The sequence below is a fragment of the Bradyrhizobium canariense genome (genome assembly GCF_018130465.1).
Taxonomy (GTDB): domain Bacteria; phylum Pseudomonadota; class Alphaproteobacteria; order Rhizobiales; family Xanthobacteraceae; genus Bradyrhizobium; species Bradyrhizobium canariense_C.
In genome coordinates this window covers 109,253-131,690 of record NZ_JAFCKJ010000006.1, presented here as the reverse complement: position 1 = coordinate 131,690, position 22,438 = coordinate 109,253, and the positions used below count along the sequence as shown (strand labels likewise).

The following is a 22,438-nucleotide window of genomic DNA, read 5'->3' as shown; positions in this document are numbered from 1 at the left end:
AGCGGATCAGGGACGACGCGTCCAGCGGTCGGCGTTGACCGCGCCTTGCGGGATCTCGCCTTTGACGATCGCTTCGACCTGGCGCACGGTTTCCAGCGACTGGTATTCGATCGCCTGCGGCGTCAGGCCGCCGACATGCGGCGTGGCAATGACGTTGGGAAGCTTCGCCAGCTCCGGACTTGGCATCTGGTCCGGCGCGCGGCCGACATCCATCGCGGCACCCGCGATACGATTCTCGAGCAGCGCCTTCGCCAGCGCCGCTTCGTCGACGAGATTGCCGCGGGAGAGATTGATGAAGACGGCATGCTTCTGCATCCGCGCCAGTGCCGCCCCCCCGATCAAATTCTCGGTCTGCTCGTTGGCGATGGCAAGGCAGACGACATAGTCGGACGCGGCGAGGAGCTCGTCGAGGCTGACCTGCCGGATGGCGCTGTCGCTCACAATCGCAAAGGGATCTGCGACCAGCACCTCCATGCGCATCACCTTGGCGATTTCGGCGAGATAGCGCCCAATGCTGCCATAGCCGATGATGCCGATCTTGCTGCCGGCGAGCTGACGGCCCATCCGCGCCTCCGGCTTGCGGCCGGCCTGGTAGTCGGCCGTCGCCCGCGACACGCCGCGGGAGAGATCGACCATGAAGCCGAGCGCGAGCTCGGCGACTGCCTGCACGAAGCCGGGCCCGGCGCGGGTCACGAGCACGCCGGCGTTCGAGGCGGCCTCGACATCGACGTTGCGGATGTCGACGGCGCAACGCACGAAGGCGCGCAGGCGCGGCAGTTGCGCAAAGATCTCGCCGCGCCCCTCGGTCATGCGATCGGCCACGATGATATCGACATCTTGCGCGGCGCGCACGAGGCTGGCTGAGACCAGCGTCTCATCGCTCTCGTGCAGGATCACTTCGGCGGTGGCGCGCAGACCGTTCAGGCTGCGATCGCCGTAGTAATTGCGGCGCATCTCCGGCGTGTGGGCGAGCAGGACTTTCACGACAAGACTCCGTCAGTAGCCGAATGCCCGCGGCAGCGCCGTCGAGAGCCATGGCACGAAGGCGATGACGAGCAGGCAGAGGAACAACAGGCCGAGATAGCCCATGATCGGCTTCACCGTCTGCTCGATCGGCACATTGCCGATCAGGCAGGCGCCGTAGAGCCCGAGCCCGAGCGGCGGCGCGAACAGGCCGATGCCCATCGCGATCACGAGCACAACGCCGAAATGCAGGGGATCGATGCCGAGCTGCACGGCCACCGGTAGCAGCAGCGGTCCGAAGATGATCAGCGCGGCCGCGCCTTCCAGCACCGAGCCCATCACGATCAGCACGCCGATCGCGAGCAGGATGAACAACCAGGTGCCCGAGGTCTTGGACAATCCCAGCATGAAATCGCCGACTGCATGCGGCACCTGCTGCAAGGTCAGCGTGAACGCTAGCGATTGCGCGGCGGCAACGATGAACAGCACGAGCCCCGCGCGCGTCGCCCCCTGCACAAAACTGTGCGCGGCCGATGTGAAGCTGAGCTCGCGGAACACGACACTGCCGACGACGAGTGCATAGGCCACGGCAAAGGCCGAGATTTCCGTGGCGGTGGCAAAGCCGCTCTTGAAGCCGAAGAAGATCATGAAGATCAGCCCGAACGAGGCGATCGCGCCGCTCCACAGACCCGACACCGGAATCTGGGGCTCGATGTCCGCGGCATCAGCCGGAGTCTCGGCCGGAGACTCAGCTGGAGTCTTGCCGAAGATGATGGAGACAGCGATCAGGACCAGCGCCATCAGCGCGGCCGGCAACAGCCCTGCGACGAACAGGCCGCCGATCGACAGGTTCGCCACAAAGCCCAAGATGATCAGGTTGATGCAGGGCGGAATGGTCTCCGCCATCACCGCGGAGGCCGCGAGCAGCGCCACCGCGCCGCCCGGATTCTGCTTCGAGCGGCGCGCCGCCGGGATCAGAACGGAGCCGACGGCCGCGACGTCGGCCATCTTCGAACCGGAGATGCCGGAGAACAGCACCATCGATGCCACCATCACGACATTCAGGCCGCCGCGCATGCGCCCCACCCCGCGTTGCAGCAGCTCGATCAGTCGCACCGACATGCCGTTGGCTTCCATGAGGTAGCCGACGAGGATGAAGAAGGGAATCGCGAGCAGCACGAAATTGTCGATGCCGCGCGCCATCTGCTGGGCGAAGATCACGCCGGGCAGCGCGCCCTCGACCCAGATGAAGATCAGCGCGGCCAGCGCCAGCGCAAAGCCGATCGGCAATCCGCCGAACAGCGTCGCGAAAAAGCCGATCAGCATCAGCGTTCCCGCCGACGGCACCGTGGCAGGCGACAGATAATCCCAGCCGAGGTACAGGCCGGTCACGATGGCAATCGCGACGAGACCTCTGACGATATCGGGGAGCGGCCTGGCGCAGAGATGGTCGATCGCGAACACCGTCATGAACAGCGCGCCGACGCCCATCGGATAGAAGGTCAGCTCCAGCGGCAGGCCCGACCCGGTGGTCTGACCCGCCGTCAGCGAGCCGAGCTTGATCGCGTTGTAGGCGACATAGGCCGAGATCAGCACCACCAGCAGTGCACTGGCCGCATCGACCAGCGCGCGCAGCCGTACCGGAGCCAGGTCGCGGAAGAAGGAGACGCCGACATTCTCGCCGCGCGCGAGCGCGCTCGCCGCGCCGAAGAAGGCCGAGCCGACCATCAGGCCGCGCGCGACGTCGTCGGACCATTCGACCGGTGCGTTGAAGCAGAAGCGCAGCAGCACGGAACCGCAGACGACCACGAGATCCGCGGCCAGCAGGATGGCCGCGATCGCGTCGCTGACGCGAAGCAGCAGGGCGATGCTCCCGTGGCGTCCGCCCGAGAGAGATACGGCAGCCGTCATTGCCACGTCAGGCCTGCGTGGCGCGAATGATGTCGATGACGGCCTTGGATTCCGGCCGCGCCTTGATGAAGTTCTCGGTCTGTGGCGCCACGCGTTTCCTGAACGCCTCGCGGTCGCATTCGGCCACCGTCACGCCCTTCTCGGTCAAGGCCGACAGCGCCTCCTTCTCGACCGCGAGCCCATGGGTACGCGTGTCGGACGCGGCCTTCTTCGCGGCATCGAGGAAACCCTCGCGCAGTTTCGGATCCATGCGGTTGTAGGTCATGTCGCTGAAATAGATCGCGAGCGGCGAAAAATTGTGCTGCGTCAGCGCATAAAATTTGGCGGTTTCGAAGAACTTGCTGGCCAGGATCGTCGGCGGATCGTGCTCGAGTCCGTCCAGCACGCCGGCCTGCAATGCCGTGTAGATTTCGCCGAACGCCAGCGGCGTCGCGGCGGCCCCCATCAGACGCAGGCATTCCGTGATGACGGGATTTGGCAGGGTGCGGATCTTGAGACCAGCGAGATCTTCCGGCGTCTTCACCGGCTTCTTCGCAAATACGCTGCGTGAGCCGAAATTATAGGCCCAGGCGATGATGCGGATGTTGCTGCCCTTGAGCAGCGCGTCCTCGATCGGCTTGGCGGCGCCGGCGTCGAACGCCTTGGTCTGCTGCGGGAAGCTCGAGAACAGAAAGCCGAGGTCGTAGGTGCCGACCAGCGGCACCAGATTGGCCGAGATCGACGAGCCCGACACCATGAGGTCGATGACGCCGAGCTTCACCGAGTTGATGACGTCGATTTCCTGCCCCAATTGGTTGTCGGGAAAGAACGCGACCTCGACCTGCTCACCGAGGCCGTTCGCCTTCAGGTTCTTCACGAGATTGTCGTAATAGACGCGGCCATTGGCGAATTTGGGATCGTTCGGCAGCGAGGAGGAGCATTTCAGCTTCAGCGTCGCGGCTTCGGCGCGGCCGATGAGTGCGGGGGAGAACACGAGGCCGGCGGCAAGTCCCGTCGACGACTTGATGAACGCGCGACGGTTCACGGGCACGATGGACATGGTGCGGTTTCTCCCCAATTATTATTTTTCGCGCGACGGTCGTTGCCGCAGCCCGTTGCGTGGACTGTATGGCCAAAGCGACGGCGCAGGCAAGGCTTGCGGCCGGCCGTTGCAAAGCGGTGTGTCGCTAACATCGACGGCATCAGTGCGCGCCGAAACAACCATGTTTTTGTGGGATTCTCGATCAGATCGGCATGGGGCCCGAGGTGCGAGAGGATGCTTTCGCGCAGCATCAGGGATCAATCCAATTGGCGCATGGATCAATGCGCAATTCACATGGATGGCGCCAGAACGATGCTGCACGGGCTCTGGCAGACCTCCTGCCCCTTTTTGCCGCAGCTCAACGTGATCCAGTGCACAGACAGACGCATGGCGACCACCTAGAAAAGGTGCCATCATCGCGCGCATTGCCGATGGAGGTGACATCATGCGCCGTCCAGTCCTTCGCAATTTGTTTCTTGCATCCGGCCTTCTCGCGCTCACGCAGTTGACAATGCCGACGGAGGCCACGGCCGAAGCGCGGCTCGCCCTCGTGATCGGTCAATCGGCCTATCGCACCGTGCCCGAACTGCCCAACGCAGCCAACGACGCCAAGGGCATGACGGAACTGCTCGGCAATGCCGGCTTCACCGTCACCACGGCATCCAATCTGGCGCAGAACGACATGCGCCAGGCGATATCGGATTTCGCCGGCAAGGTCAGCGCCAGCGGCGCCGACACCGTCGCGCTGGTGTTCTATGCCGGCCACGGCCTCCAGATCGATGGCGAGAACTACCTCGTTCCCGTCGATCTCGACCCCAAGCGCGAAGCCGACATTCCGCTGCAGGGTGTGCGGCTCAACGATTTGCTCAACACGCTCGGCGCGCTGCCGACGCGAGCACGCATCTTCATGCTCGATGCCTGTCGCAACAATCCGTTCCCGGCGCTCAGCGGCGCCGGCCACGGGCTTGCGATGGTTGACACCAAGGCCGGCGCGCCCGGCTCCTTCATCTCCTATTCGACCTCGCCCGGTGCGGAAGCCGAGGACGGCAGCGGCATCGACAGTCCCTACACCACCGCGGCGCTGACCGTCGCCAAGCAGCCCAATCTGCCGATCGAGGAAGTCTTCAAGCGCATTCGCGTCGCCGTAGCGCAATCGACCGACGGACGCCAGATCCCCTGGGAAAGCTCGTCGCTGACGACCGACTTCAAGTTCTTCGGCGGCGATAGCAGCGGCGGTCAGACTGCGCTTCCTGGCGCATCCTCCATGGCACTTGCGAGCGGCACGCGCAGCCTCGAGGACTGGCGCAAGGATTTGCAGGGCAAGCCGGCCATGGTCGCCTATGAGATCGTGATCACCGACGACACCGTGCCGGCGTATCAGGCCTATATCGAGTTGTACGCTCAGGACACCCGTACGCCGCGCCTGCGCACGGTGCTGGAGCGCCGGCGCCAGATGCTGGCCTGGGAGCGCGCCACCGCGATCAACACCCGCGCCTCGTTCGAGGCCTATCTGGCGAACTGGGACAACAGCGATCTGGCTGCGACCGCACGCAGGCTGCTGCTTCGCGTGCAGAACCGCAACTATGCCTTGCCTGCCGCTGTCGCGGCCGCTCCTGCCCCGGTCGCCGTCGCGATGGCGCCGACCTGCCCGTGCTCGACGCCCGCGCCCCCGGCGACGCCGGTCAATCCGACGGTCGCGCCTGTGATCAAGAAGCGCGTCGACGACACGCCGCCGAAGCGCAAGGTGGTCGACACGCCACCGAGGCAACGCCGGCCGCCGCCTGATGAAGTGATCTACGAGCGCGCGCCGCCCCCCGGCCCGCCGCCGGAAGCCGTCGGCGTCGGAATTGGCATCGGAATTGGCATGGGCATGGGCGGCCGTGGTGGAGGCGGCTACGGCGGCCTGGGACGCGGCGACAATTATCGCAGCAGGTATTGAGAGTATCCGCACCTCTCGTGCCCCGGACGCAGCGCAGCGCTCTTGCGGTGCGCTGCAGAGCCGGGGCCCATGCAGCAGCGTACCGTGCGGCACGATGGGTCCCGGCTCTGCGGAGCGGCACGTCGTGCCGCACCGCGTCCGGGACACGAGAGTTGCGGATATTCTCATTCACCTCCTTCCAATCCGGAAATGCTGTAGTCTGATCGGCCGACGTCAGCCTTTCCGGGGATTCCACATCGATGCCGCAAGACGCTCACGCCAAGAGCTCTAAAGAGCGTGCATGGCCGCTATTCCGCTCGCTCGCTTCCTACTCGTTGCCGGGCGACCTGATGGCGGGGCTGACGCTGGCCGCGATCGCGATCCCCGAGCAGATGGCCACGGCGCGGCTCGGCGGCTTCGCGCCGCAGATCGGCTTCTTCGCCTTCATGGCGGGATCGCTCGGCTTTGCGATGCTCGGCGGCAACCGCTTCCTGTCCTGCGGCGCCGATTCCACGATCACCCCGATCTTCGCCGGCGGACTGGCGGCGCTGGCCGCCGCCGGCTCGCCGGACTATCAGGGCCTCGCGATCGCGCTGGCGCTGATGGTCGGCGCGATGATGCTGGCCGGCGGCGCCTTCCGCCTCGGCGGCATCGCCAATCTCTTGTCCGTGCCGGTCATGGTCGGCTTCCTCGCCGGCATCTCCGTCCACATCATCGTGTCGCAATTGCCGGGCGTGCTGGGTCTGGAATCGCCGAGCGGGCCGACGCTCGATCGCATCGGTGTGCTCGCAAGCGAGCTCGGCCGCAGCAATCCCTTCACGTTGTGCATCGGCTTCGGTGTGCTGGCCGTGGTCTTCGTCTCCGAGAAGGTCAGCGCAAAAATTCCCGGCGCGCTGATCGGGCTCGTCGCGGCGACCTTGGCCACGATCACGCTCGGCCTCGAAAGCAAGGGCGTCAATGTCGTAGGCCTCGTGCCGGGGACGCTGCCGCGTCCGACCTTCCCCGAGCTTGCACCGGAGCAATGGGTCCGCCTCGTGCCGCTCGCCTTTGTCATCACAATCGTGGTCATGGTGCAGACTGCGGCGACGACGCGCTCGTTCCCGTCCGATCCCGACAAGCCGGCCGATGTCGATCGCGATTTCCTCGGCGCGGGCGCCGGCAGCGTGCTGTCGGGCCTGTTCGGCGCGTTTCCGGTCAATGCCAGCCCACCGCGGACGGGCATTGTCGCCGAGACCGGCGGACAATCGCAGCTCGCCGGCCTCGCCGCGGCTGCAATCGTGCTGGCGCTGCTCGCGTTCGGAACGGGGTTGCTGCAGCACGTTCCGGACGCAGCCCTCGGCGGCATCCTGCTGTTCGTCGCGCTGCGCATCATCCGCGTGAAGCAGATCCTCACGATCTATCGCCAGTCTCCAAGCGAATTCCTTTTGATCGCTGCCACCGCCGCGCTGATCATCGTGCTGCCGATCCAGCAGGGTGCGTTCCTCGGCATCGTGCTGTCGCTGCTGCACGGCATCTGGAGCACGACGCGCGCGCGGCTGGTCGAGTTCGAGCGCGTGCCGGGCACCACGATCTGGTGGCCGGCGCATCCGCACATCGCCGGCGAGCGCATTGCCGGCGTCGTCGTGATCGGGCTGCAGGCGCCGCTGTCCTTTCTCAACGCCCCCGGCTTTCGCAGCGACGTGACCAAGGTGCTCGGCGCGACACCTCCGCAGCTGCTGGTGCTGGAGGCGAGCGGCATGGTCGAGATCGACTTCACCGCCGCGCAGATCCTGCTCGACGTGTTCAGGGCGTGCAGCGAACAGGGTGTCACGGTCGCGCTGGCCCGGCTGGAATCGGTGCGTGCGCAGGACGCGTTCGAGCGGTTCAGGCTGTTCGAGGCCCTGCCCCGGGAGCACGTCTTCCACAGCGTCGACGAGGCCGTGCGCAAGCTGGCGAAATAACTGCGCTCACTGCGCCAATGTCGGGTGATCGCGCTGGATCGTTTCGCGGATCCAGCTGGCATGGATCGCGCGAAACAGGATCTGCGCCGTCTTGAGGTCGTTCGCCTTCATGCAGAGATCGACGATGCGACGGACTGCGTCGTCCCGCAGCAGTCCATCCGAGATCTTCATCGCGATTTCCATCGCGACTTTCGCCGCCCGCTCGTAGCGCTCGCTGTCGCGCTTGTCGCTGCGCGCGGAACCTGCCGCGCTCGCCGCAGCGGCGTCACAGATCGCACGGATGCGCTCGGCGGCCTCGATGTCGCCGAGCGGCCGTTCGATTGCTTCGTTCCAGATGTCCTGTCGCGTCTTGCGCGCGAACCACTTCATCGCCCCGCCACCCGTGGTCTTCCTGCCGCCGCTTCGTCGCGCTTCACGCCGCAGCCAGCATAGAGAACCGCAGTGAGATCGGCGAGGTGGTTTTTTCCGCCACTCTCCGCGGCTCGCGACGCGTTCAGGACGTCCGACGTGGCCCAATTGCTTCGAACTGCGCCTTCTGCTCGTCGCTCAACGTGGCATAGAAATCTTCGAGCGCAGCGCGCACCGATTTGACGCCATCCAGCATGACGTCGAGCCGCTTGCGGATCCCGGCCATTCGTGCCGGCGGGGTCATCACCTCGTTGGGCTGGCAAGCCGCCTTGAGCGATGCGCTGACCTTGGCACTGGTATCCTGGAGCACCTGCAGCGCAGCGCGCTGGGTGCCGTCGGGATGAAGCCTCGCCTCGATGTCAGCGCCGGGCCAATCGAGCGCGGCAGACGCTCCGCAATTCTGGACCAGCGATCCACCGGCATTGTTGGAAGCTGTCGCGCGACGCTGATCCTCGGCCATTGCATTGAAGCGCGCCTTCTGCTCGTCGGTGAGCGAGCCATAGAATTTATCCAGTGCGGGCTGAACGAGGTCGACGGCTTTCTCCATTGCCTCGATACGCTGCTGCATAGCCGCCAGCCGACCAGGCGCCGTCGCCGCGACCTGCGCCGGACAGGACGCGCGGATCATCTCCGCCGCCTGGATCGAGGCATTGCCCAGATCGTCGAGGCTTGCACCTTGCGCGTCCGTCGGCTGCACGGCGGCTGCGATCTGGTCGATCGGCAGACCGACGATTTCGCGACGGTCGCTGCCGCAAAGCTGATCGAGCGCAACGCCTCGCGCTTGCCGTCGTCCCTGCGGACGTTGCGGCAGATAGGCCGAGAGACCGTCATAGCCATAGGGCCCGAAGATGCCGGCATAGATGTCCGGATAGCCGTAGCCCCAGAAGCCGAGACCGTCGCCCCAGATCGTGTAATCGTAGACGTCGTTATAGGCGAACGGCCAGAACAGCGGTCCGACCCAGCCATAGCCGCCCCCCGCATGCTGCCACCATCCACTGCTTGCGCCGTGCCAGCCGGCAAGCGCGGCCGCAGCTGCGATCTGGGCGCGCGCCGCCGGATTGCTGATCAGCCGGCCGTTGCGGAAGGCGCCGGAGTTGGCGTTCAGCGCGTTGCGGAAATTCGCGGGACGGACGGCCGCATTCCGGATCTGACCGAAGCTCGGGCCACCGTGTCGGGCTCCTGTTGCGAAGCGAACTCCGCCACGATGCCCGCCACCCCCGTGAGCGTGCCCGAAGCCGTGACCACCGAAATGGCCGCCGCCATGATGGCCACCGCCATGACCGCCTCCGTGACCGCCTCCGTGACCGCCTCCGTGCCCACCGCCATGGCCGCCACCGCCCTTGCCCAGAGCAGTGCCCGCCAGCATGCAGGCCAGCGCCATCACGGCAATTCCAATGACCGGTCGCAACATCGCATCCTCCCGCAGAGCCGCGCCATTGAGGCATCGGAGGTCTACGGGAATGGAACCGGAGTGGCTGCGGAAAGTTCCGCGACAGCGACGCGGCAAGCCGCGCTACGCCTCCGGAACGATCTTGCCGGGATTGAAGATGTTCTGCGGATCGAGCGCTTTCTTCAGCGCCCGCATCGCATCGATCGCCTCGGGGCCGAGTTCCGCCTTGAGATATTTCTGCTTGCCCTGGCCGATGCCGTGCTCGCCGGTGCAGGTGCCGTCCATCGCCTGCGCGCGCTCGACCAGCCGATGCATGAACTCCTCGCCGCGTGCCATCTCGTCGGCATCGTTGGTGTCGCAGACCAGCGAGCAGTGGAAATTGCCGTCGCCGACATGGCCGACGATCGGCGACAACAGGTTGAGCCGCTTGAGATCTTCCTCGGTCTCGCCGACGCATTCGGCAAGGCGCGAGATCGGCACGCAGACGTCGGTCGCGACCACGCCGATGCTGTCGCCGGGCCGCAGCGCCTTCACCGACCAATAGGCGTCGTGCCGCGCCTGCCACAGTTTTGTGCGATCCTCCGGCTTGGTGGTCCATGAGAAATCGCCGCCGCCACAGTCCTTGGCGATCTCGCCGAAGGCCTTGGACTGTTCGCCGACCTCGATCTCGCTGCCGTGGAATTCCATCAGCAGCAGCGGCGTTTCCGGCAGGGTCAACTTCGAATAGGCGTTGCAGGCCCGCACCTGCGCGGCGTTGAGCAGCTCGATGCGCGCCACGGGAATGCCGGTCTGGATCGCCAGGATCACGGCCTGACACGCCCCGTGCACGGTCTCGAACGACACCGCTCCGGCCGCGATCGTATCGGGGATACCGCGCAGGCGGATGGTCAGTTCCGAGATGATGCCGAGCGTGCCCTCGGCGCCGACGAACAGATGCGTCAGGTCGTAGCCGGCGGATGATTTCTTCGCACGCGTGCCGGTCGTGATGATCTCGCCGTCGCCGCGGACCACTTTCAGCGCCAGCACACTGTCGCGCATGGTGCCGTAGCGCACCGCGTTGGTGCCGGAGGCGCGCGTCGAGGCCATGCCGCCGAGGGAGGCGTCCGCGCCGGGGTCGATCGGGAAGAACAGGCCCTGGTCGCGCAGATGCTCGTTGAGCGCCTTGCGGGTGACGCCGGGCTGGATCACGCAGTCGAGATCCTCGGCATGCACCGCGAGCACCTTGTTCATGTCGCGCAGGTCGATGCAGATGCCGCCGGCGGGCGCGTTGACCTGGCCCTCGAGCGAGGTGCCGGTGCCGAAGGCGATGACGGGCACGCCGTTTTTCGCGCAGATCCGCACCACGTCCTGGATGTCGGCGGTCTCCTGCGCCATCACCACGCCGTCCGGCGGCTGGTTCACGATCCATGTGGTGGTATGGCCGTGCTGCTCGCGGACGGCCTGCGACGTGATGAGGCGGTTGCCGAACCGCGCGGCAAGCTGCTCCAGCGCGCTCGCGAGGGCTTTCGGCTCCGGCCGCGGCGGATTATTGGTGATGGTCGTACCCACGGACGTTCCTCCCGACGAGACGAACCGTGGCAAAGGACATCTCACCGGTCAAGTCAAGCGACCGGGCGCATAGCTGGGGAAGGAAACATGCCGGAAACTGCTGCCACAGCGACCGAGGCCGCGCCGTTCCGCGCCTCGATCATGCAGATCGAGCCGCAATGGATCGACTACAACGGCCATCTCAACATGGCCTATTACAACGTGATGTTCGACCGCGCGATCGACGAGTTCTGGCTCGAGCTCGGCATCGGGCCTGCCTACAAGAAGGAGCGCCACGGCTCGACCTTCACCGCCGAATGCCATGTGCGCTATTTGCGCGAAATCCATCTCGGCGATCCCGTGCAGATCCTGGTGTGGCTGCTGGAAGCCGACGACAAGCGGCTGCACACATTCGAGGAGATGAGGCACGCCACCGAGGGTTGGCTGTCCGCCACTTCGGAGAACATGTCGCTCCACATGGACATGACAGCGCGGCGCGTTGCGGCGTTTCCACCCGACATCCAGCAGCGCATCGCAGCCATCGCCAAGGCTCACACTGCCCTGCCGCGGCCCGAGGGCATCGGCCGGAACGTGGCGATGCCCTCGAAGCGGTAACGACTCTAACTCCTCATCCTGAGGAGCCCGCGGAGCGGGCGTCTCGAAGGATGCAGGGCACAGTCGGCCTCATGGTTCGAGACGCGCTTCGCGCTCCTCACCATGAGGGATTTATGCCGCTAGACCCTGGTACGGCCGCGGGCCAAACCAACAACGGCCGAGACCAGGAACAGCACGACCGCGATGAAGAAGATGATCTTGGCGATTTCGATCGACGCGCCGGCGAGGCCGCCAAAGCCCAGGATACCGGCGATCAGGGCGATAACCAGAAACGTCACAACCCAGCTAAGCATGATCCAAACCTCTGTTTCGATGTCTGTCTGCGATCGGCGCAGCCGACGCGCCTCACTTGCAGAACCAATCTCCAACTCGGAACATTGGTTCCGGGCCGCTGAAGCCGGAAATTCGCCTGATCGACAGGAACAAATTGGCAGTCCGCGCACGTGGAAAACCCCTGCCCGCCGCCCCATATAGGGGGCAATCCCTGTTAAGAAGGCTCCCCTTCCACCACCCCGCGGTGCCATCGTGGGGCCAATGATTCGCATGACCGAACCGAGCAAGATCACGTCCCAGAGCGTCCCCGACCACCAGCCCGCGGCCGGCGGCATCGCCGCGCGCGCGCGCGCCTCGGTGGGCCCGAAATATCTGTCCGGGCTCAATCCGGAGCAGCGCGAGGCTGTGGAAACGCTGGACGGCCCGGTTCTGGTGCTGGCCGGCGCCGGCACCGGCAAGACCCGCGTGCTGACCACGCGCATCGCCCATATCCTGAGCCAGGGCCGCGCCCGCCCCGCCGAGATCCTGTCGGTGACCTTCACCAACAAGGCCGCGCGCGAGATGAAGCACCGGCTCGGCCAGATGCTGGGCCATGCAGTGGAAGGCATGCCGTGGCTCGGCACCTTCCACTCCATCGGCGGGCGCATCCTGCGGACCCACGCCGAGCTGGCGCAGCTCAAATCGAACTTCACTGTGCTCGACGTCGACGATCAGGTCCGGCTCTTGAAGCAGCTCCTGCAAGCCGACAACATCGACGACAAGCGCTGGCCCGCGCGCATGCTGGCCGGCCTGATCGACGGCTGGAAGAACCGCGGCCTGACGCCGTCGCAGGTGCCGTCGGGCGAAGCCGCCGTGTTCGCCAACGGCAAGGGCGGCAAGCTCTATGCGAGCTACCAGGAGCGGCTGAAGATCCTGAACGCCGCCGATTTCGGCGATCTGCTGCTCGAGGACATCCGCATCTTCCGCGAGCACCCGGATATCTTGCGGCAGTACCAGCAGCGGTTCAAATTCATCCTGGTCGATGAGTATCAAGACACCAACGTCGCGCAGTATCTTTGGCTGCGGCTGCTGTCGCAGGCGCCGTCGAAGCTAACCACACCCGCTGTCATTCCGGAGCGGCTTGTAGAGCCGAACTCTGACGTGCAATTGCACGTCGGGGAATCCAGAGATGTGTCCGACAATCAAGATTCCTCGCCTTTGGCACATCCCGGAATGACGACTCCGCCTCCCGTCAAAAACATCTGCTGCGTCGGCGACGACGACCAGTCGATCTATGGCTGGCGCGGCGCGGAGGTCGACAACATCCTGCGCTTCGACCACGATTTCCCCGGCGCCAAGGTGATCCGCCTCGAGCGCAACTACCGCTCGACCGGCCATATCCTCGCCGCCGCCTCGCACCTGATCGCCCACAACGAGGGCCGGCTCGGCAAGACGCTGCGCACCGAGGACCATGACGGCGAGAAGGTCACGGTAACAGGCTCGTGGGATTCGGAAGAGGAAGCCCGCGGCATCGGCGAGGAGATCGAGCAGATCCAGCGCCAGGGCGACAAGCTCAACGAGATCGCGATCCTGGTGCGCGCGTCCTATCAGATGCGCGAGTTCGAAGACCGTTTCGTCACGCTCGGCCTGCCCTATCGCGTCATCGGCGGCCCGCGCTTCTACGAGCGCGCCGAAATCCGCGATGCGCTGGCTTATCTGCGCGTCATCAACTCACCGGCGGACGATCTCGCCTTCGAGCGCATCGTCAACACGCCCAAGCGCGGCCTTGGCGACGCCACCGTGCAGATGCTGCACGACCACGCCCGCAAGCGCCGCATTCCGCTGTTCGAGGCGGCGCGCGCGGTGGTCGAGACCGACGAGCTGAAGCCGAAGGCGCGCGGAAGCCTGCGCGACGTCGTCGCCCAGTTCGACCGCTGGCGCGCCCAGCGCGAGGTCACGTCGCACACGGATCTCGCCCAGATCGTGCTCGACGAGAGCGGCTACACCGAGATGTGGCAGAAGGACCGTTCGGCGGACGCCGCGGGCCGGCTCGAGAACCTCAAGGAGCTGGTGCGCTCGATGGAGGAGTTCGAGAACCTGCAAGGCTTCCTCGAGCACATCTCGCTGGTGATGGACCGCGACAGCGGCGCCGATGAGGACGCGGTGTCGCTGATGACGCTGCATTCGGCCAAGGGGCTGGAATTCGACAACGTGTTCCTGCCCGGCTGGGAGGAAGGCCTGTTCCCGAGCCAGCGGACGCTGGACGAACAGGGCCGCGCGGGCCTCGAGGAAGAGCGCCGGCTCGGCCATGTCGGCCTGACCCGCGCGAGGCGCCGCGCCAAGATCTATTTTGCCACCAACCGCCGGATCCACGGCACATGGACGACCACGATCCCGTCGCGCTTCCTCGACGAACTGCCCGCCGCCAATGTCGAGATCACTGAATCCAAGGGCGGCTCGGCCTGGGGCGGCACCGGCGGCTACGGCGCTTCCCGCTTCGACGACATGGAAGCGTTCGGCTCCACCTATTCGACCCCCGGCTGGCAGCGCGCCCAGGCCAATCGCAACCGGGGCCAAGCCAATGGACAAGGCGGCAATGGCGGCGGCCGCGGCAGCTTCGAGGAACAGGCCTCGTCGTTTTCGTCCCAGTCGTCCTCGCCCGATTTCGGCAGCTTCTCCTCGCGCCGTCGGGGGCCCCTGACGATCGAGGGCGAGCTGGTGGCCAAATCCACCGGCACGACCTCGGAATTCTCCCTCGCCGACCGCGTCTTCCACCAGAAATTCGGCTATGGCCGCGTCACCAAGATCGACGGCAACAAGCTCACCATCGCCTTCGACAAGGCGGGGGAAAAGAAGGTCGTGGATAGTTTTGTGCAGCGGGCGTGAGGCCTGCATGCCGCACTACATCGCCATCATCGAGGACGCCGGCCCGGACGATGCCGTAGGCGTGTGGTTTCCCGACCTGCCCGGCTGCATTTCCGGCGGCGACGACGTCGATGAGGCCCTGGAGAATGCGCCCGAGGCACTCGCGTTCTATGCACAGGAGCTGGTGGCGGACGGCCGGCAGCTTCCTCCGCCGCGGACATTGGACGAGCTCAAGGCCGACCCTGATGTGGCCGACGACCTCGGAAAACACACGGTCGCACTGATCGAATGGCCGCCCCTCCCCGACGCCGAGTGAGGACTGTTCGCCGCACTGGCCGGACCTTCGACAGTTCTCGCCCGAACAGCCCTTGACCATCACGAACTTCCCCGTATCAGATAACCCCATGGTCCGGGGCTCCATCACACTGATCTTGTTGGCATTGGGTATGCCGTCGCTTGCAGCGGCGGAGACCATGAGCTTTGGCGATTCGATCGGGCTGCTGGCGAAAAGTTGCGGTGCGGAAATCGTCGCCAATTGCCGCGGCGTCAACCCGGATTCGACCCGCCTGAAGGAGTGCCTGTCGCGCAACCGCGATGTGCTCTCCCAGCAGTGCCAGAGCGACTATCTCGGCGCCTTCGATGCGATCCAGAAGCGCGTCGCCGCGCGCGTCACGGTGGCGAACGCCTGCCAGCGCGAGATCGTCAAGGTCTGCGGCGGCTCGACCAAGGAGACCAGCAAGGCGGTCCCCTGCCTGATCTCGACGCCCAAGGGCATCAGCAACAACTGCCTGAAGGCCGTCGACGACGCGGGGTATCGGTGATGCCGGCGAACAGGCTTTTCACCGGCGGAATATGCATCGCGCTCGGCCTCGCTTTGCTCGCGGGCGCAGCGGAAGCGCAGACGGCGCCGCCGACCCGCGACGACATCGTCGGCAAGCTCAACCATTTCGAACAGCCCGCCGAGATCGATATCCCCGCGCTGAAGCTGCAGGTGATGGAGCGGGCCAAAGCCAGGATCAAGAACGATCCGGGTCCGGTGAACCGGCCGCTGATCGCGCCTGATCTCACCAATCTGCCGACCTTCACGGCGCAGATCCAGTTCGACGCCGACACGCCGATCATCCAGCCGGCGTCCTACCAGACCGTCGGCCGCCTCGCCGACGCGCTGGTGCATGCCTCGCTGCTGCCCTACACGTTCCTGATCGTCGGCCACGTGGAATCCAACGTGAAGACGCGCGAGGCCAACGCGATCCTGAGCCAGCGCCGGGCGGACGCGATCCGCGACGTGCTGGTGAACACGTTCAAGATCTCGACCAAGCGGCTGCATCCGATCGGCCTCGGCGAGGAGCAGTTTCTCGACCGGGCCAAGCCAACCTCGGCCGTCAACGGCCAGTTGCAAATCCTGACCTACGCCAAGGTACCGGAGGAAGCGCCTGCGCATCCAGCCGCTGCGCCTGCGCCTGCGACGAAAAAGCCGGCTAGGAAGCATTGAGTGCACGCGCCCCGGCGCCCGACGGAACCCTTTGAAGTCCCGATTGTTTTGTGACCTGTCTCACAGCGCCCAGAGCGGCTTTGCACGACAATAGCGCCGGTTTGTGCACCGCCCTATCAGGTGCTATAGGCTTTTTTCGTCCTTCCCGACCCCATGCTGCACGAGACCGAGATGGCCAGTTATTTTCAACACCAACTGGCCGACTACGTCGAATATCATCGCGATCCCTGGAACTGCGCGATGCACGTGGTCGGCATCCTCCTGCTCTTCACCGGCGCCGTGCTGCCGCTGACGCTGGTGCATTTCCCGGTGTTCGGGATCGAGGTCAGTCTGGCCGTGATTCTTGCCCTGCCGGTGCTGGTCTACTGGCTGATGCTGGACGCCGGGATCGGGCTCGGCATCCTCGCCGCGATGATCGTGCTGCTTTCGGTCGCAACCGCGATCGGCAATCAGGTCTCGATCGTCATGATGTGGTCGATTTTTGCGGTGCTGATCGGGGTTGGCGTCGCTGCGCAGATCGTCGGCCACAAGGTTTTCGAGGAGCGGCAGCCGTCGATGGTCGACCACCCCACGCATTTTCTGCTTGGACCGATGTTTGTCATGGCAAAATTATTCATTGCATTGGGCTTCCGTCGCGACCTTGCCGCGATTCTGGCGCCTCTTCCGACCAATTCCCTTTCAACCCGATAGTTCTAGACGCGAAACAGCAAACCTTCTGCATGGCTCTCGTACTGGTTACCGGTGGCAGCGGCTTCATCGGACATCATCTCGTAGAAGCGCTCCGCGCCCGTGGGCAGCGGGTGCGTGTTCTCGATGTTCGTCCGCCGGCCGCGGCAAACGCGGACGTTGAACACGTTCATGGCTCGGTGCTGGACGGCGCCGCGGTCGATGCGGCGATGGCCGGCGTCGATCAGGTCTACCACCTCGCCGGCCTGCCCGGCATGTGGGTCGCCAACAAGCAGGATTTTCACGAGGTCAATTGCCGCGGCACCGAAGTGGTGCTCGCAGCCGCAATGAAGCGCGGCGTCTCGCGCTTCCTGCACTGTTCGACGGAATCGATCCTGTTCCCCTATTCCGACCTCAACGGCGTCGCCGCCGAGGAGGCGTTGCAGCCGGCCGATGCGATGCCGGGCGCCTATACGCGCTCGAAGTCGCTCGCCGAACATCACGCCGCGAAGGCCGCGGCCAGCGGCTTCCCGCTCGTGATCGGTACGCCGACCATGCCGATCGGCGCCGCCGACCATAATCTGACGCCGCCGACCGCGATGCTCTGGTACTTCCTCCAGAAGAAGGTGCAGCCGCATCTGAACTTCCTGGTCAATCTCGTCGACGTCCGCGACGTCGCCATGGGTCTCGTGCTGACCATGGAGCGCGGCCGCATCGGCCAGCGCTACATCCTCGGCGGCGACTGCGTCCCGCTCGGCAACATCCTGCGGATGATGTCGGCGATGAGCGGCCGCCGGCAGTTCCCGATCGTCGTGCCCGGCAGGATCGCCGAGCTCTCCGCGATCATGCTCGAATCCATCTCCGATCGCATCACGCGCCGACCGCCCAACGGCACCGCCGAGGGCGTACGCATCGCGCTTGCCGCAAGCGACCTGTCGATCGGCAAGGCCCGTAACGAGCTCGGCTATTCGCCGCGCCCGATCGAACCCGTGCTGCGCGAAACCATCACTCATCTGCTCGCCCACAACGGCCAGCAGCCCTCCGGCGCCATCAAGCATCACGCGCTGTCCTCGCGCGCGGGCTGAAGCCGCCGCCCAACGCAAAGAACCTTCATGTCCTTCGATTTCAGCAAGCTTCTCTCTGTCGCCTGGGGCGGCTGGACCACGACCTGGCCGACCGAACTCCTGGCCCTGATCTGGGTCGCCTTTCTGGCCAGCTGGGTGGGTGCCTCGTTCTGGCAGGGGCAGACCAAGAAGCAGGTCATGACACTGGAGTCGCAGCGCTATCGCCTGCCCATCCTGGTCGGCGGCATCCTGTACACGCCTTGGATTGCGGAGATCCTGGGCTGGAAGCCGCTCTGGGTGCTTGGCAACACCGGCATCACCATTGCCGCCATCCTCTCGGTCGCCGGCATCGCCTTTGCCTGGTGGGGCCGGCTGCATCTCGGAAAGTTCTGGTCCAACACCATCACCCACAAGGAAGATCACCGCGTCATCGACACCGGCCCCTATGGCATCGTGCGCCACCCGATCTACACCGGGCTGATCTTCGGCATGCTTGTGACGGGCGTTGCGATCGGCCTGGTGACGACGATCCTTGGCGCGATCCTGATCTCGCTCGGCATGTGGCAGAAGGGCCGGATGGAAGAAGTGTTCCTGTCCAAGGAGCTCGGCGAAGACGCCTACGGCGCCTATTGCCGCCGCGTGCCGATGATCATCCCGTTCCTGTCGCCGCGGTGAGGTAGCAAGCCGCCATATCCTCCGATGTCGTCCTGGCGAAAGCCAGGACCCATTACCCCAGGAAGGAGTTTGGCGAAGACTCGTCGTTCGGTACTTCTACGACCCCCATCGATAGACCTCGCGGTATGGGTCCTGGCTTTCGCCAGGACGACGTTGAGGAAGCTGTGTGCGCAACACATCGGCGTCCCTACTGCCAGGAACCTCTGCTGCCAGGAACCCCTGCTGCCTGCGGCCGTCAACGCCTCGACACCTGCATTGAGCGCAGAGCATCGAGCCATGTCCGACGCCTATGATTATTTTCGCGAGCACGCGATCGCTGCCGTCCGCAAGGCGCGGGCACTGCCGCCCGGGCGGCCGAAGCAGAAGCAGCGCACGGTGGCGCGAGTCTATCATCTGCTGTCCAGAGAAGCGGCGCTCGCGCCGAACATCCATCATCTGGATGATTTTCGCGCGGCGCGCCGGGCGGAGCGGCAGATCGGCCGCTGATCTCCGGGCCCAGCCTGACGGCGTTCCTCCCATGCAAATTCGAACGGCTGCCATTCCACGGGAATAGAGCCCCGCGGCCCGTCACACAGGTTGACGTCTGCCCCGCCAGCCCGTTGGATGCGCGCGCAAACAGGGGCCTCTCATGACTTTTTCCAGCATCTTCGCGCGGTTCGTTGCGCTTCTCGGTGGCATCGCGCTGCAATGGCGGAAGCTGTCGGGCACCGAGCACGCGCCGGCCTGGGGCCAGTCGCCCGCCATTCCCGAAGCAAAGCCGCAAGGCGCCATCCCGACACTGAAGATGCCGACGGCGCGGGGCTGGAGCGAAGGACAGAAGCCGACGGTCGCACCCGGGCTCAAGGTCAATGCGTTCGCGACCGGTCTCGACCATCCGCGCTGGATCGAGGTGCTGCCCAATAGCGACGTGCTGATTGCGGAGGCGACGCAGATCGCGGGGGCGCCGAGGTCCGTGTTTCATTACGCGATGCAGGCGACGATGCGGCGCGCCGCCGCGCTCGGCGTCAGCGCCAACCGCATCACGCTGCTGCGCGACAAGGACGGCGACGGCGTCGCCGAAGTCCGCGGAGCCTTCATGGAGAACCTGAGCCAGCCGTTCGGCATGGCGCTGGTCGGCGACACCTTCTATGTCGGCAACACCGACGGCGTGATGGCGTTTCCCTACGTCGCAGGCGCCGACCGCATCACCGCGCCGGGCAAGCGCCTCACCAATTTCAAGCCAAGCGGCCACTGGACCCGCAGCCTGCTGGCAAGCCCCGACGGCAAAAAACTCTATGCCGGCGTCGGCTCGCTCAGCAACATCGCCGAGATGGGCATGGAGGTCGAGGAAGGCCGCGCCGCGGTCTACGAGCTCGACCTCGTCGCCGGCACGCACCGCATCTTCGGCGCCGGCCTGCGCAACCCGGTTGGTCTCGCCTGGGAGCCGACGACCGGTGTGCTCTGGACCGTCGTCAACGAGCGCGACGGCCTCGGCGACGAAACGCCGCCGGATTATCTCACCTCGGTGCGCGACGGCGGCTTCTACGGCTGGCCCTATTGCTACTGGGGCAAGACGGTGGACGATCGCGTGCCGCAGGATCCCGCGCTGGTCGCCAAGGCACTCACGCCGGACTATGCGCTCGGCGGCCACACGGCTTCACTCGGCCTGTGCTGGATGCCTGCCGGCACCCTGCCGGGCTTCCCGGACGGCATGGTGATCGGCCAACACGGCTCGTGGAATCGCAGCACGCTGTCCGGCTACAAACTGGTGTTCATCCCGTTTGAGAACGGCAAGCCCTCGGGCCCCGGTCGCGACATCCTGTCGGGCTTCTTGTCCCCGGACGAGAAGGAATCCTACGGCCGCCCGGTTGGCGTCGTGATCGGCCCCGACAAGAAGTCGCTGCTGATGGCCGACGACGTCGGCAACGTGATCTGGCGTGTCACCGGCGCTTGACGGTTACGTTCCAACACTGAGCGTGGCGCGCTGCTTGCGGAGCAGCGCGATCACGGAGAGCGCCGTAATCAACCCGGTCTTGGGATTCTCGGACGGGATGTTCTCGATTCCCATCGAGAAGCGCGCCGAATCCGCCTCGACCTCGATGCGATGAACATTGCGCGTCACGGTCGGGTCGGCCCAGATCTGTACGGTTGTGCGATCCGGCCCGACGCCCGCGAGCGACAGCGCCACCGCGACGTTGAGATTGGCCGGAAAGCCTTTTGCAGCCTCGCGCGCCGTGCCCTCGAACAGCTTGAGCGGCTCGCGCAGATTGTCGATATCGATGTTGTTCTGGACGATGAACGGCGCGCCCTTCAACCCGTCGATCGGCTTGCGTGTGACCATCTTCACCGAATGGATGGTGCCGATCGCAGCCGCGTTGACGGCGTCGAGCCCGATCAGCGCGCCGGTCGGCACGAGGATGCGGCCGCCATTGGCGCGAGCGAGATCGACAAGATCAAAATTGTCGAGCAGCCCGCCCACGCTGACGACGACCGCGGTCTTGCCGCGCTTCACGGCGGGCTCGACGATCGCGCGCAGTTGGCTGCTCGGCGCGCACTCCACCACGATATCGGCGGCGTCGCCGAGCTGGTCGATCGGCAGTACGGATGGCGGACGGCGCAGGCTGCCGAGCAACGTCTTATGCTTTGCGGGATCGCGCACTGCCACGGCAGAGAGCGTCAACCCCTCGATGCCCTGATCGAGCGCGGTCGCGATCTTGGTGCCGATCGAGCCGAGCCCCGCGATGGCAACCCGCAATTCGTTCGAAGCTTTCCGTTCAGTCATCGCATCACCCCTCTCGCCAAGCCGATGTCATAGCGTCTCAGGCGTCCCGCGCATAGCTGCGCAGGCGCGTCTCGAGCACGGACAGCATCGCGTCGCGGGCCGGGTCACGCGAGCCGCGCAGCCATGCGGCAGCGAGCGGCAGCCGGCCGACGGGTCCGATCTGCTTTGGACGCAACGGCACGAAGCGCACGCCTGATACCGCCATCCGCGTGGACCAGCGCGGCACGATCGCGACCCCAAGCTTCGTTGCGACGAGATTGATGATGGTCTGCTTCTCGTCGGCGACCTGCACGATGCGCGGCGTGAGGCCCGCCTGCTCGAACAGTTTTGTCGTGAGGTCGTGGCTATGCGGCCGCGAGCGGCGGTCCGGCACCAGCATCGCCTCCTTGGCGATCTGGGAAAGCGTGATCGATTTGCGTTCGGCCAGCGCGTGGCGCTGCGGGAACGCCACGATGGCGGTCTCCTGCAGAAGATCGCGGAATTCGAGCCGCTTGTCCGGCTGGACCGGGGGGCGGACGAAGGCGAGATCGAGCGCGCCGGTCAAAATCTTTGGCAGCAACCGGACCGTCTTGTCCTCGAGAAGCTGCACCGCAATGTCGGGATGTTTTGCGCGGAAGTCGCGCAAGAGCGCCGGCAACAGCCCCGCCGCGGCACTGTCGATGGCGCCGACCCGGAGTTTTCGTGCGGCCCCCGCGCGCGAGCGGTTGCGCAGATTGCTCTCGACCGCCTCGACGCGGGCGAGGATGGCACGGGCATCGCGCAGCAGCGTCGCGCCATCTTCGGTCAGCGACACCGCACGCGTCGTCCGCGCGAACAGCCGTGTGCCCAGATCCTCCTCCAGCAGCCTGATCTGGCGGCCGAGAGCGGAGGGCAGCATCTGGAGATGCTGCGCCGCGCGGCCGAAATGCAACTGCTCGGCCGCCGCCACGAAGCATCGCAACTGATGCAATTCCATTCGCTGTCCTCTTGG

General features: G+C 65.6%; 21 protein-coding genes. 12 read left to right on the top strand and 9 right to left on the bottom strand.

Annotation, left to right across the window (positions count from 1 at the left end; genetic code table 11):
• Positions 1-6: 6 nt before the first annotated feature.
• The 3 genes from JQ591_RS18090 to JQ591_RS18080 are packed head-to-tail and all read right to left on the bottom strand — an operon-like array spanning position 7 to position 3,913.
• On the bottom strand, positions 7-984 hold the full coding sequence (locus JQ591_RS18090; RefSeq protein ID WP_211397371.1) for a hydroxyacid dehydrogenase: 978 nt from the start codon (positions 982-984) through the stop codon (positions 7-9).
• A 12-nt stretch (positions 985-996) separates the two neighbouring features.
• The gene (locus tag JQ591_RS18085) at positions 997-2,874 is read right to left on the bottom strand and encodes a TRAP transporter large permease (RefSeq protein ID WP_211397370.1); all 1,878 of its coding nucleotides are present in this window, start codon (positions 2,872-2,874) and stop codon (positions 997-999) included.
• 7 nt (positions 2,875-2,881) lie between these two features.
• The gene (locus JQ591_RS18080) at positions 2,882-3,913 is read right to left on the bottom strand and encodes a TRAP transporter substrate-binding protein (RefSeq protein WP_211397369.1); all 1,032 of its coding nucleotides are present in this window, start codon (positions 3,911-3,913) and stop codon (positions 2,882-2,884) included.
• Between the two features lie 427 nt (positions 3,914-4,340).
• On the opposite strand from JQ591_RS18080, the gene JQ591_RS18075 reads away from it, so the two are divergent.
• Together JQ591_RS18075 and JQ591_RS18070 are read left to right on the top strand one after the other, a co-directional pair.
• Positions 4,341-5,834 (top strand): caspase family protein, encoded by a 1,494-nt coding sequence (locus tag JQ591_RS18075; protein WP_211397368.1) that lies wholly within the window; start codon positions 4,341-4,343, stop codon positions 5,832-5,834.
• Between the two features lie 239 nt (positions 5,835-6,073).
• Complete coding sequence (locus tag JQ591_RS18070; protein WP_211397367.1) at positions 6,074-7,753, top strand: SulP family inorganic anion transporter; 1,680 nt, start codon at positions 6,074-6,076, stop codon at positions 7,751-7,753.
• A gap of 6 nt (positions 7,754-7,759) precedes the next feature.
• Here JQ591_RS18070 and JQ591_RS18065 read toward each other — a convergent pair whose 3' ends face one another.
• From JQ591_RS18065 to JQ591_RS18055, 3 genes are all read right to left on the bottom strand, one after another.
• Positions 7,760-8,122, bottom strand: coding sequence for a hypothetical protein (locus JQ591_RS18065; RefSeq protein ID WP_211397366.1), 363 nt, complete (start codon positions 8,120-8,122; stop codon positions 7,760-7,762).
• A gap of 124 nt (positions 8,123-8,246) precedes the next feature.
• Complete coding sequence (locus JQ591_RS18060; RefSeq protein WP_211397365.1) at positions 8,247-9,572, bottom strand: Spy/CpxP family protein refolding chaperone; 1,326 nt, start codon at positions 9,570-9,572, stop codon at positions 8,247-8,249.
• 102 nt (positions 9,573-9,674) lie between these two features.
• Complete coding sequence (locus JQ591_RS18055) at positions 9,675-11,099, bottom strand: FAD-binding oxidoreductase (protein ID WP_211397364.1); 1,425 nt, start codon at positions 11,097-11,099, stop codon at positions 9,675-9,677.
• An 87-nt stretch (positions 11,100-11,186) separates the two neighbouring features.
• On the opposite strand from JQ591_RS18055, the gene JQ591_RS18050 reads away from it, so the two are divergent.
• Positions 11,187-11,693 (top strand): thioesterase family protein, encoded by a 507-nt coding sequence (locus tag JQ591_RS18050; protein ID WP_211397363.1) that lies wholly within the window; start codon positions 11,187-11,189, stop codon positions 11,691-11,693.
• 119 nt (positions 11,694-11,812) lie between these two features.
• On the opposite strand, the gene JQ591_RS18045 is transcribed toward JQ591_RS18050, so the two are convergent.
• Positions 11,813-11,986, bottom strand: coding sequence for a DUF1328 domain-containing protein (locus JQ591_RS18045; RefSeq protein ID WP_007613448.1), 174 nt, complete (start codon positions 11,984-11,986; stop codon positions 11,813-11,815).
• 241 nt (positions 11,987-12,227) lie between these two features.
• Here JQ591_RS18045 and JQ591_RS18040 point away from each other — a divergent pair, with 241 nt between their 5' ends.
• The 9 genes from JQ591_RS18040 to JQ591_RS18000 all read left to right on the top strand — a co-directional run bounded on the left by JQ591_RS18040 (position 12,228) and on the right by JQ591_RS18000 (position 20,640).
• On the top strand, positions 12,228-14,831 hold the full coding sequence (locus tag JQ591_RS18040) for an ATP-dependent helicase (RefSeq protein ID WP_211397362.1): 2,604 nt from the start codon (positions 12,228-12,230) through the stop codon (positions 14,829-14,831).
• A 7-nt stretch (positions 14,832-14,838) separates the two neighbouring features.
• A complete protein-coding gene (locus JQ591_RS18035; protein ID WP_211397361.1) occupies positions 14,839-15,126 on the top strand; it encodes a type II toxin-antitoxin system HicB family antitoxin in 288 nt (95 codons plus the stop codon).
• 88 nt (positions 15,127-15,214) lie between these two features.
• Positions 15,215-15,631: a hypothetical protein gene (locus JQ591_RS18030; protein WP_211397360.1), complete on the top strand. Its 417-nt coding sequence runs from the start codon at positions 15,215-15,217 to the stop codon at positions 15,629-15,631.
• Positions 15,631-16,302, top strand: a complete 672-nt coding sequence (locus JQ591_RS18025; RefSeq protein WP_211397359.1) for an OmpA family protein — start codon at positions 15,631-15,633, stop codon at positions 16,300-16,302. The genes JQ591_RS18030 and JQ591_RS18025 overlap by 1 nt, the downstream gene beginning before the upstream one ends.
• Positions 16,303-16,455: 153 nt before the next feature.
• Positions 16,456-16,992: a DUF962 domain-containing protein gene (locus tag JQ591_RS18020; protein ID WP_211397358.1), complete on the top strand. Its 537-nt coding sequence runs from the start codon at positions 16,456-16,458 to the stop codon at positions 16,990-16,992.
• Between the two features lie 29 nt (positions 16,993-17,021).
• Positions 17,022-18,053, top strand: coding sequence for an NAD-dependent epimerase/dehydratase family protein (locus JQ591_RS18015; protein ID WP_211397357.1), 1,032 nt, complete (start codon positions 17,022-17,024; stop codon positions 18,051-18,053).
• A 27-nt stretch (positions 18,054-18,080) separates the two neighbouring features.
• The gene (locus JQ591_RS18010) at positions 18,081-18,707 is read left to right on the top strand and encodes a methyltransferase family protein (RefSeq protein WP_008132462.1); all 627 of its coding nucleotides are present in this window, start codon (positions 18,081-18,083) and stop codon (positions 18,705-18,707) included.
• Positions 18,708-18,983: 276 nt separating this feature from the next.
• On the top strand, positions 18,984-19,193 hold the full coding sequence (locus JQ591_RS18005) for a hypothetical protein (protein ID WP_007613466.1): 210 nt from the start codon (positions 18,984-18,986) through the stop codon (positions 19,191-19,193).
• 142 nt (positions 19,194-19,335) lie between these two features.
• Positions 19,336-20,640: a PQQ-dependent sugar dehydrogenase gene (locus JQ591_RS18000; RefSeq protein WP_211397356.1), complete on the top strand. Its 1,305-nt coding sequence runs from the start codon at positions 19,336-19,338 to the stop codon at positions 20,638-20,640.
• A gap of 3 nt (positions 20,641-20,643) precedes the next feature.
• Here the strand turns inward: JQ591_RS18000 and JQ591_RS17995 are convergent, their stop codons facing one another.
• Positions 20,644-21,468: an aspartate dehydrogenase gene (locus JQ591_RS17995; RefSeq protein ID WP_211397355.1), complete on the bottom strand. Its 825-nt coding sequence runs from the start codon at positions 21,466-21,468 to the stop codon at positions 20,644-20,646.
• Positions 21,469-21,505: 37 nt separating this feature from the next.
• On the bottom strand, positions 21,506-22,423 hold the full coding sequence (locus JQ591_RS17990; RefSeq protein WP_211397354.1) for a LysR substrate-binding domain-containing protein: 918 nt from the start codon (positions 22,421-22,423) through the stop codon (positions 21,506-21,508).
• Between the last annotated feature and the right edge of the window lie 15 nt (positions 22,424-22,438).

Bases quoted from the DNA above. Each gene is read 5' to 3' on its own strand.
- JQ591_RS18085 (WP_211397370.1), bottom strand. From the start codon at position 2,874: ATGACGGCTGCCGTATCTCTCTCGGGCGGACGCCACGGGAGCATCGCC.
- JQ591_RS18080 (WP_211397369.1), bottom strand. From the start codon at position 3,913: ATGTCCATCGTGCCCGTGAACCGTCGCGCGTTCATCAAGTCGTCGACG.
- JQ591_RS18075 (WP_211397368.1), top strand. From the start codon at position 4,341: ATGCGCCGTCCAGTCCTTCGCAATTTGTTTCTTGCATCCGGCCTTCTC.
- JQ591_RS18070 (WP_211397367.1), top strand. From the start codon at position 6,074: ATGCCGCAAGACGCTCACGCCAAGAGCTCTAAAGAGCGTGCATGGCCG.
- JQ591_RS18065 (WP_211397366.1), bottom strand. From the start codon at position 8,122: ATGAAGTGGTTCGCGCGCAAGACGCGACAGGACATCTGGAACGAAGCA.
- JQ591_RS18060 (WP_211397365.1), bottom strand. From the start codon at position 9,572: ATGTTGCGACCGGTCATTGGAATTGCCGTGATGGCGCTGGCCTGCATG.
- JQ591_RS18050 (WP_211397363.1), top strand. From the start codon at position 11,187: ATGCCGGAAACTGCTGCCACAGCGACCGAGGCCGCGCCGTTCCGCGCC.
- JQ591_RS18045 (WP_007613448.1), bottom strand. From the start codon at position 11,986: ATGCTTAGCTGGGTTGTGACGTTTCTGGTTATCGCCCTGATCGCCGGT.
- JQ591_RS18040 (WP_211397362.1), top strand. From the start codon at position 12,228: ATGATTCGCATGACCGAACCGAGCAAGATCACGTCCCAGAGCGTCCCC.
- JQ591_RS18035 (WP_211397361.1), top strand. From the start codon at position 14,839: ATGCCGCACTACATCGCCATCATCGAGGACGCCGGCCCGGACGATGCC.
- JQ591_RS18030 (WP_211397360.1), top strand. From the start codon at position 15,215: ATGGTCCGGGGCTCCATCACACTGATCTTGTTGGCATTGGGTATGCCG.
- JQ591_RS18025 (WP_211397359.1), top strand. From the start codon at position 15,631: ATGCCGGCGAACAGGCTTTTCACCGGCGGAATATGCATCGCGCTCGGC.
- JQ591_RS18020 (WP_211397358.1), top strand. From the start codon at position 16,456: ATGCTGCACGAGACCGAGATGGCCAGTTATTTTCAACACCAACTGGCC.
- JQ591_RS18015 (WP_211397357.1), top strand. From the start codon at position 17,022: ATGGCTCTCGTACTGGTTACCGGTGGCAGCGGCTTCATCGGACATCAT.
- JQ591_RS18010 (WP_008132462.1), top strand. From the start codon at position 18,081: ATGTCCTTCGATTTCAGCAAGCTTCTCTCTGTCGCCTGGGGCGGCTGG.
- JQ591_RS18005 (WP_007613466.1), top strand. From the start codon at position 18,984: ATGTCCGACGCCTATGATTATTTTCGCGAGCACGCGATCGCTGCCGTC.
- JQ591_RS18000 (WP_211397356.1), top strand. From the start codon at position 19,336: ATGACTTTTTCCAGCATCTTCGCGCGGTTCGTTGCGCTTCTCGGTGGC.
- JQ591_RS17995 (WP_211397355.1), bottom strand. From the start codon at position 21,468: ATGACTGAACGGAAAGCTTCGAACGAATTGCGGGTTGCCATCGCGGGG.
- JQ591_RS17990 (WP_211397354.1), bottom strand. From the start codon at position 22,423: ATGGAATTGCATCAGTTGCGATGCTTCGTGGCGGCGGCCGAGCAGTTG.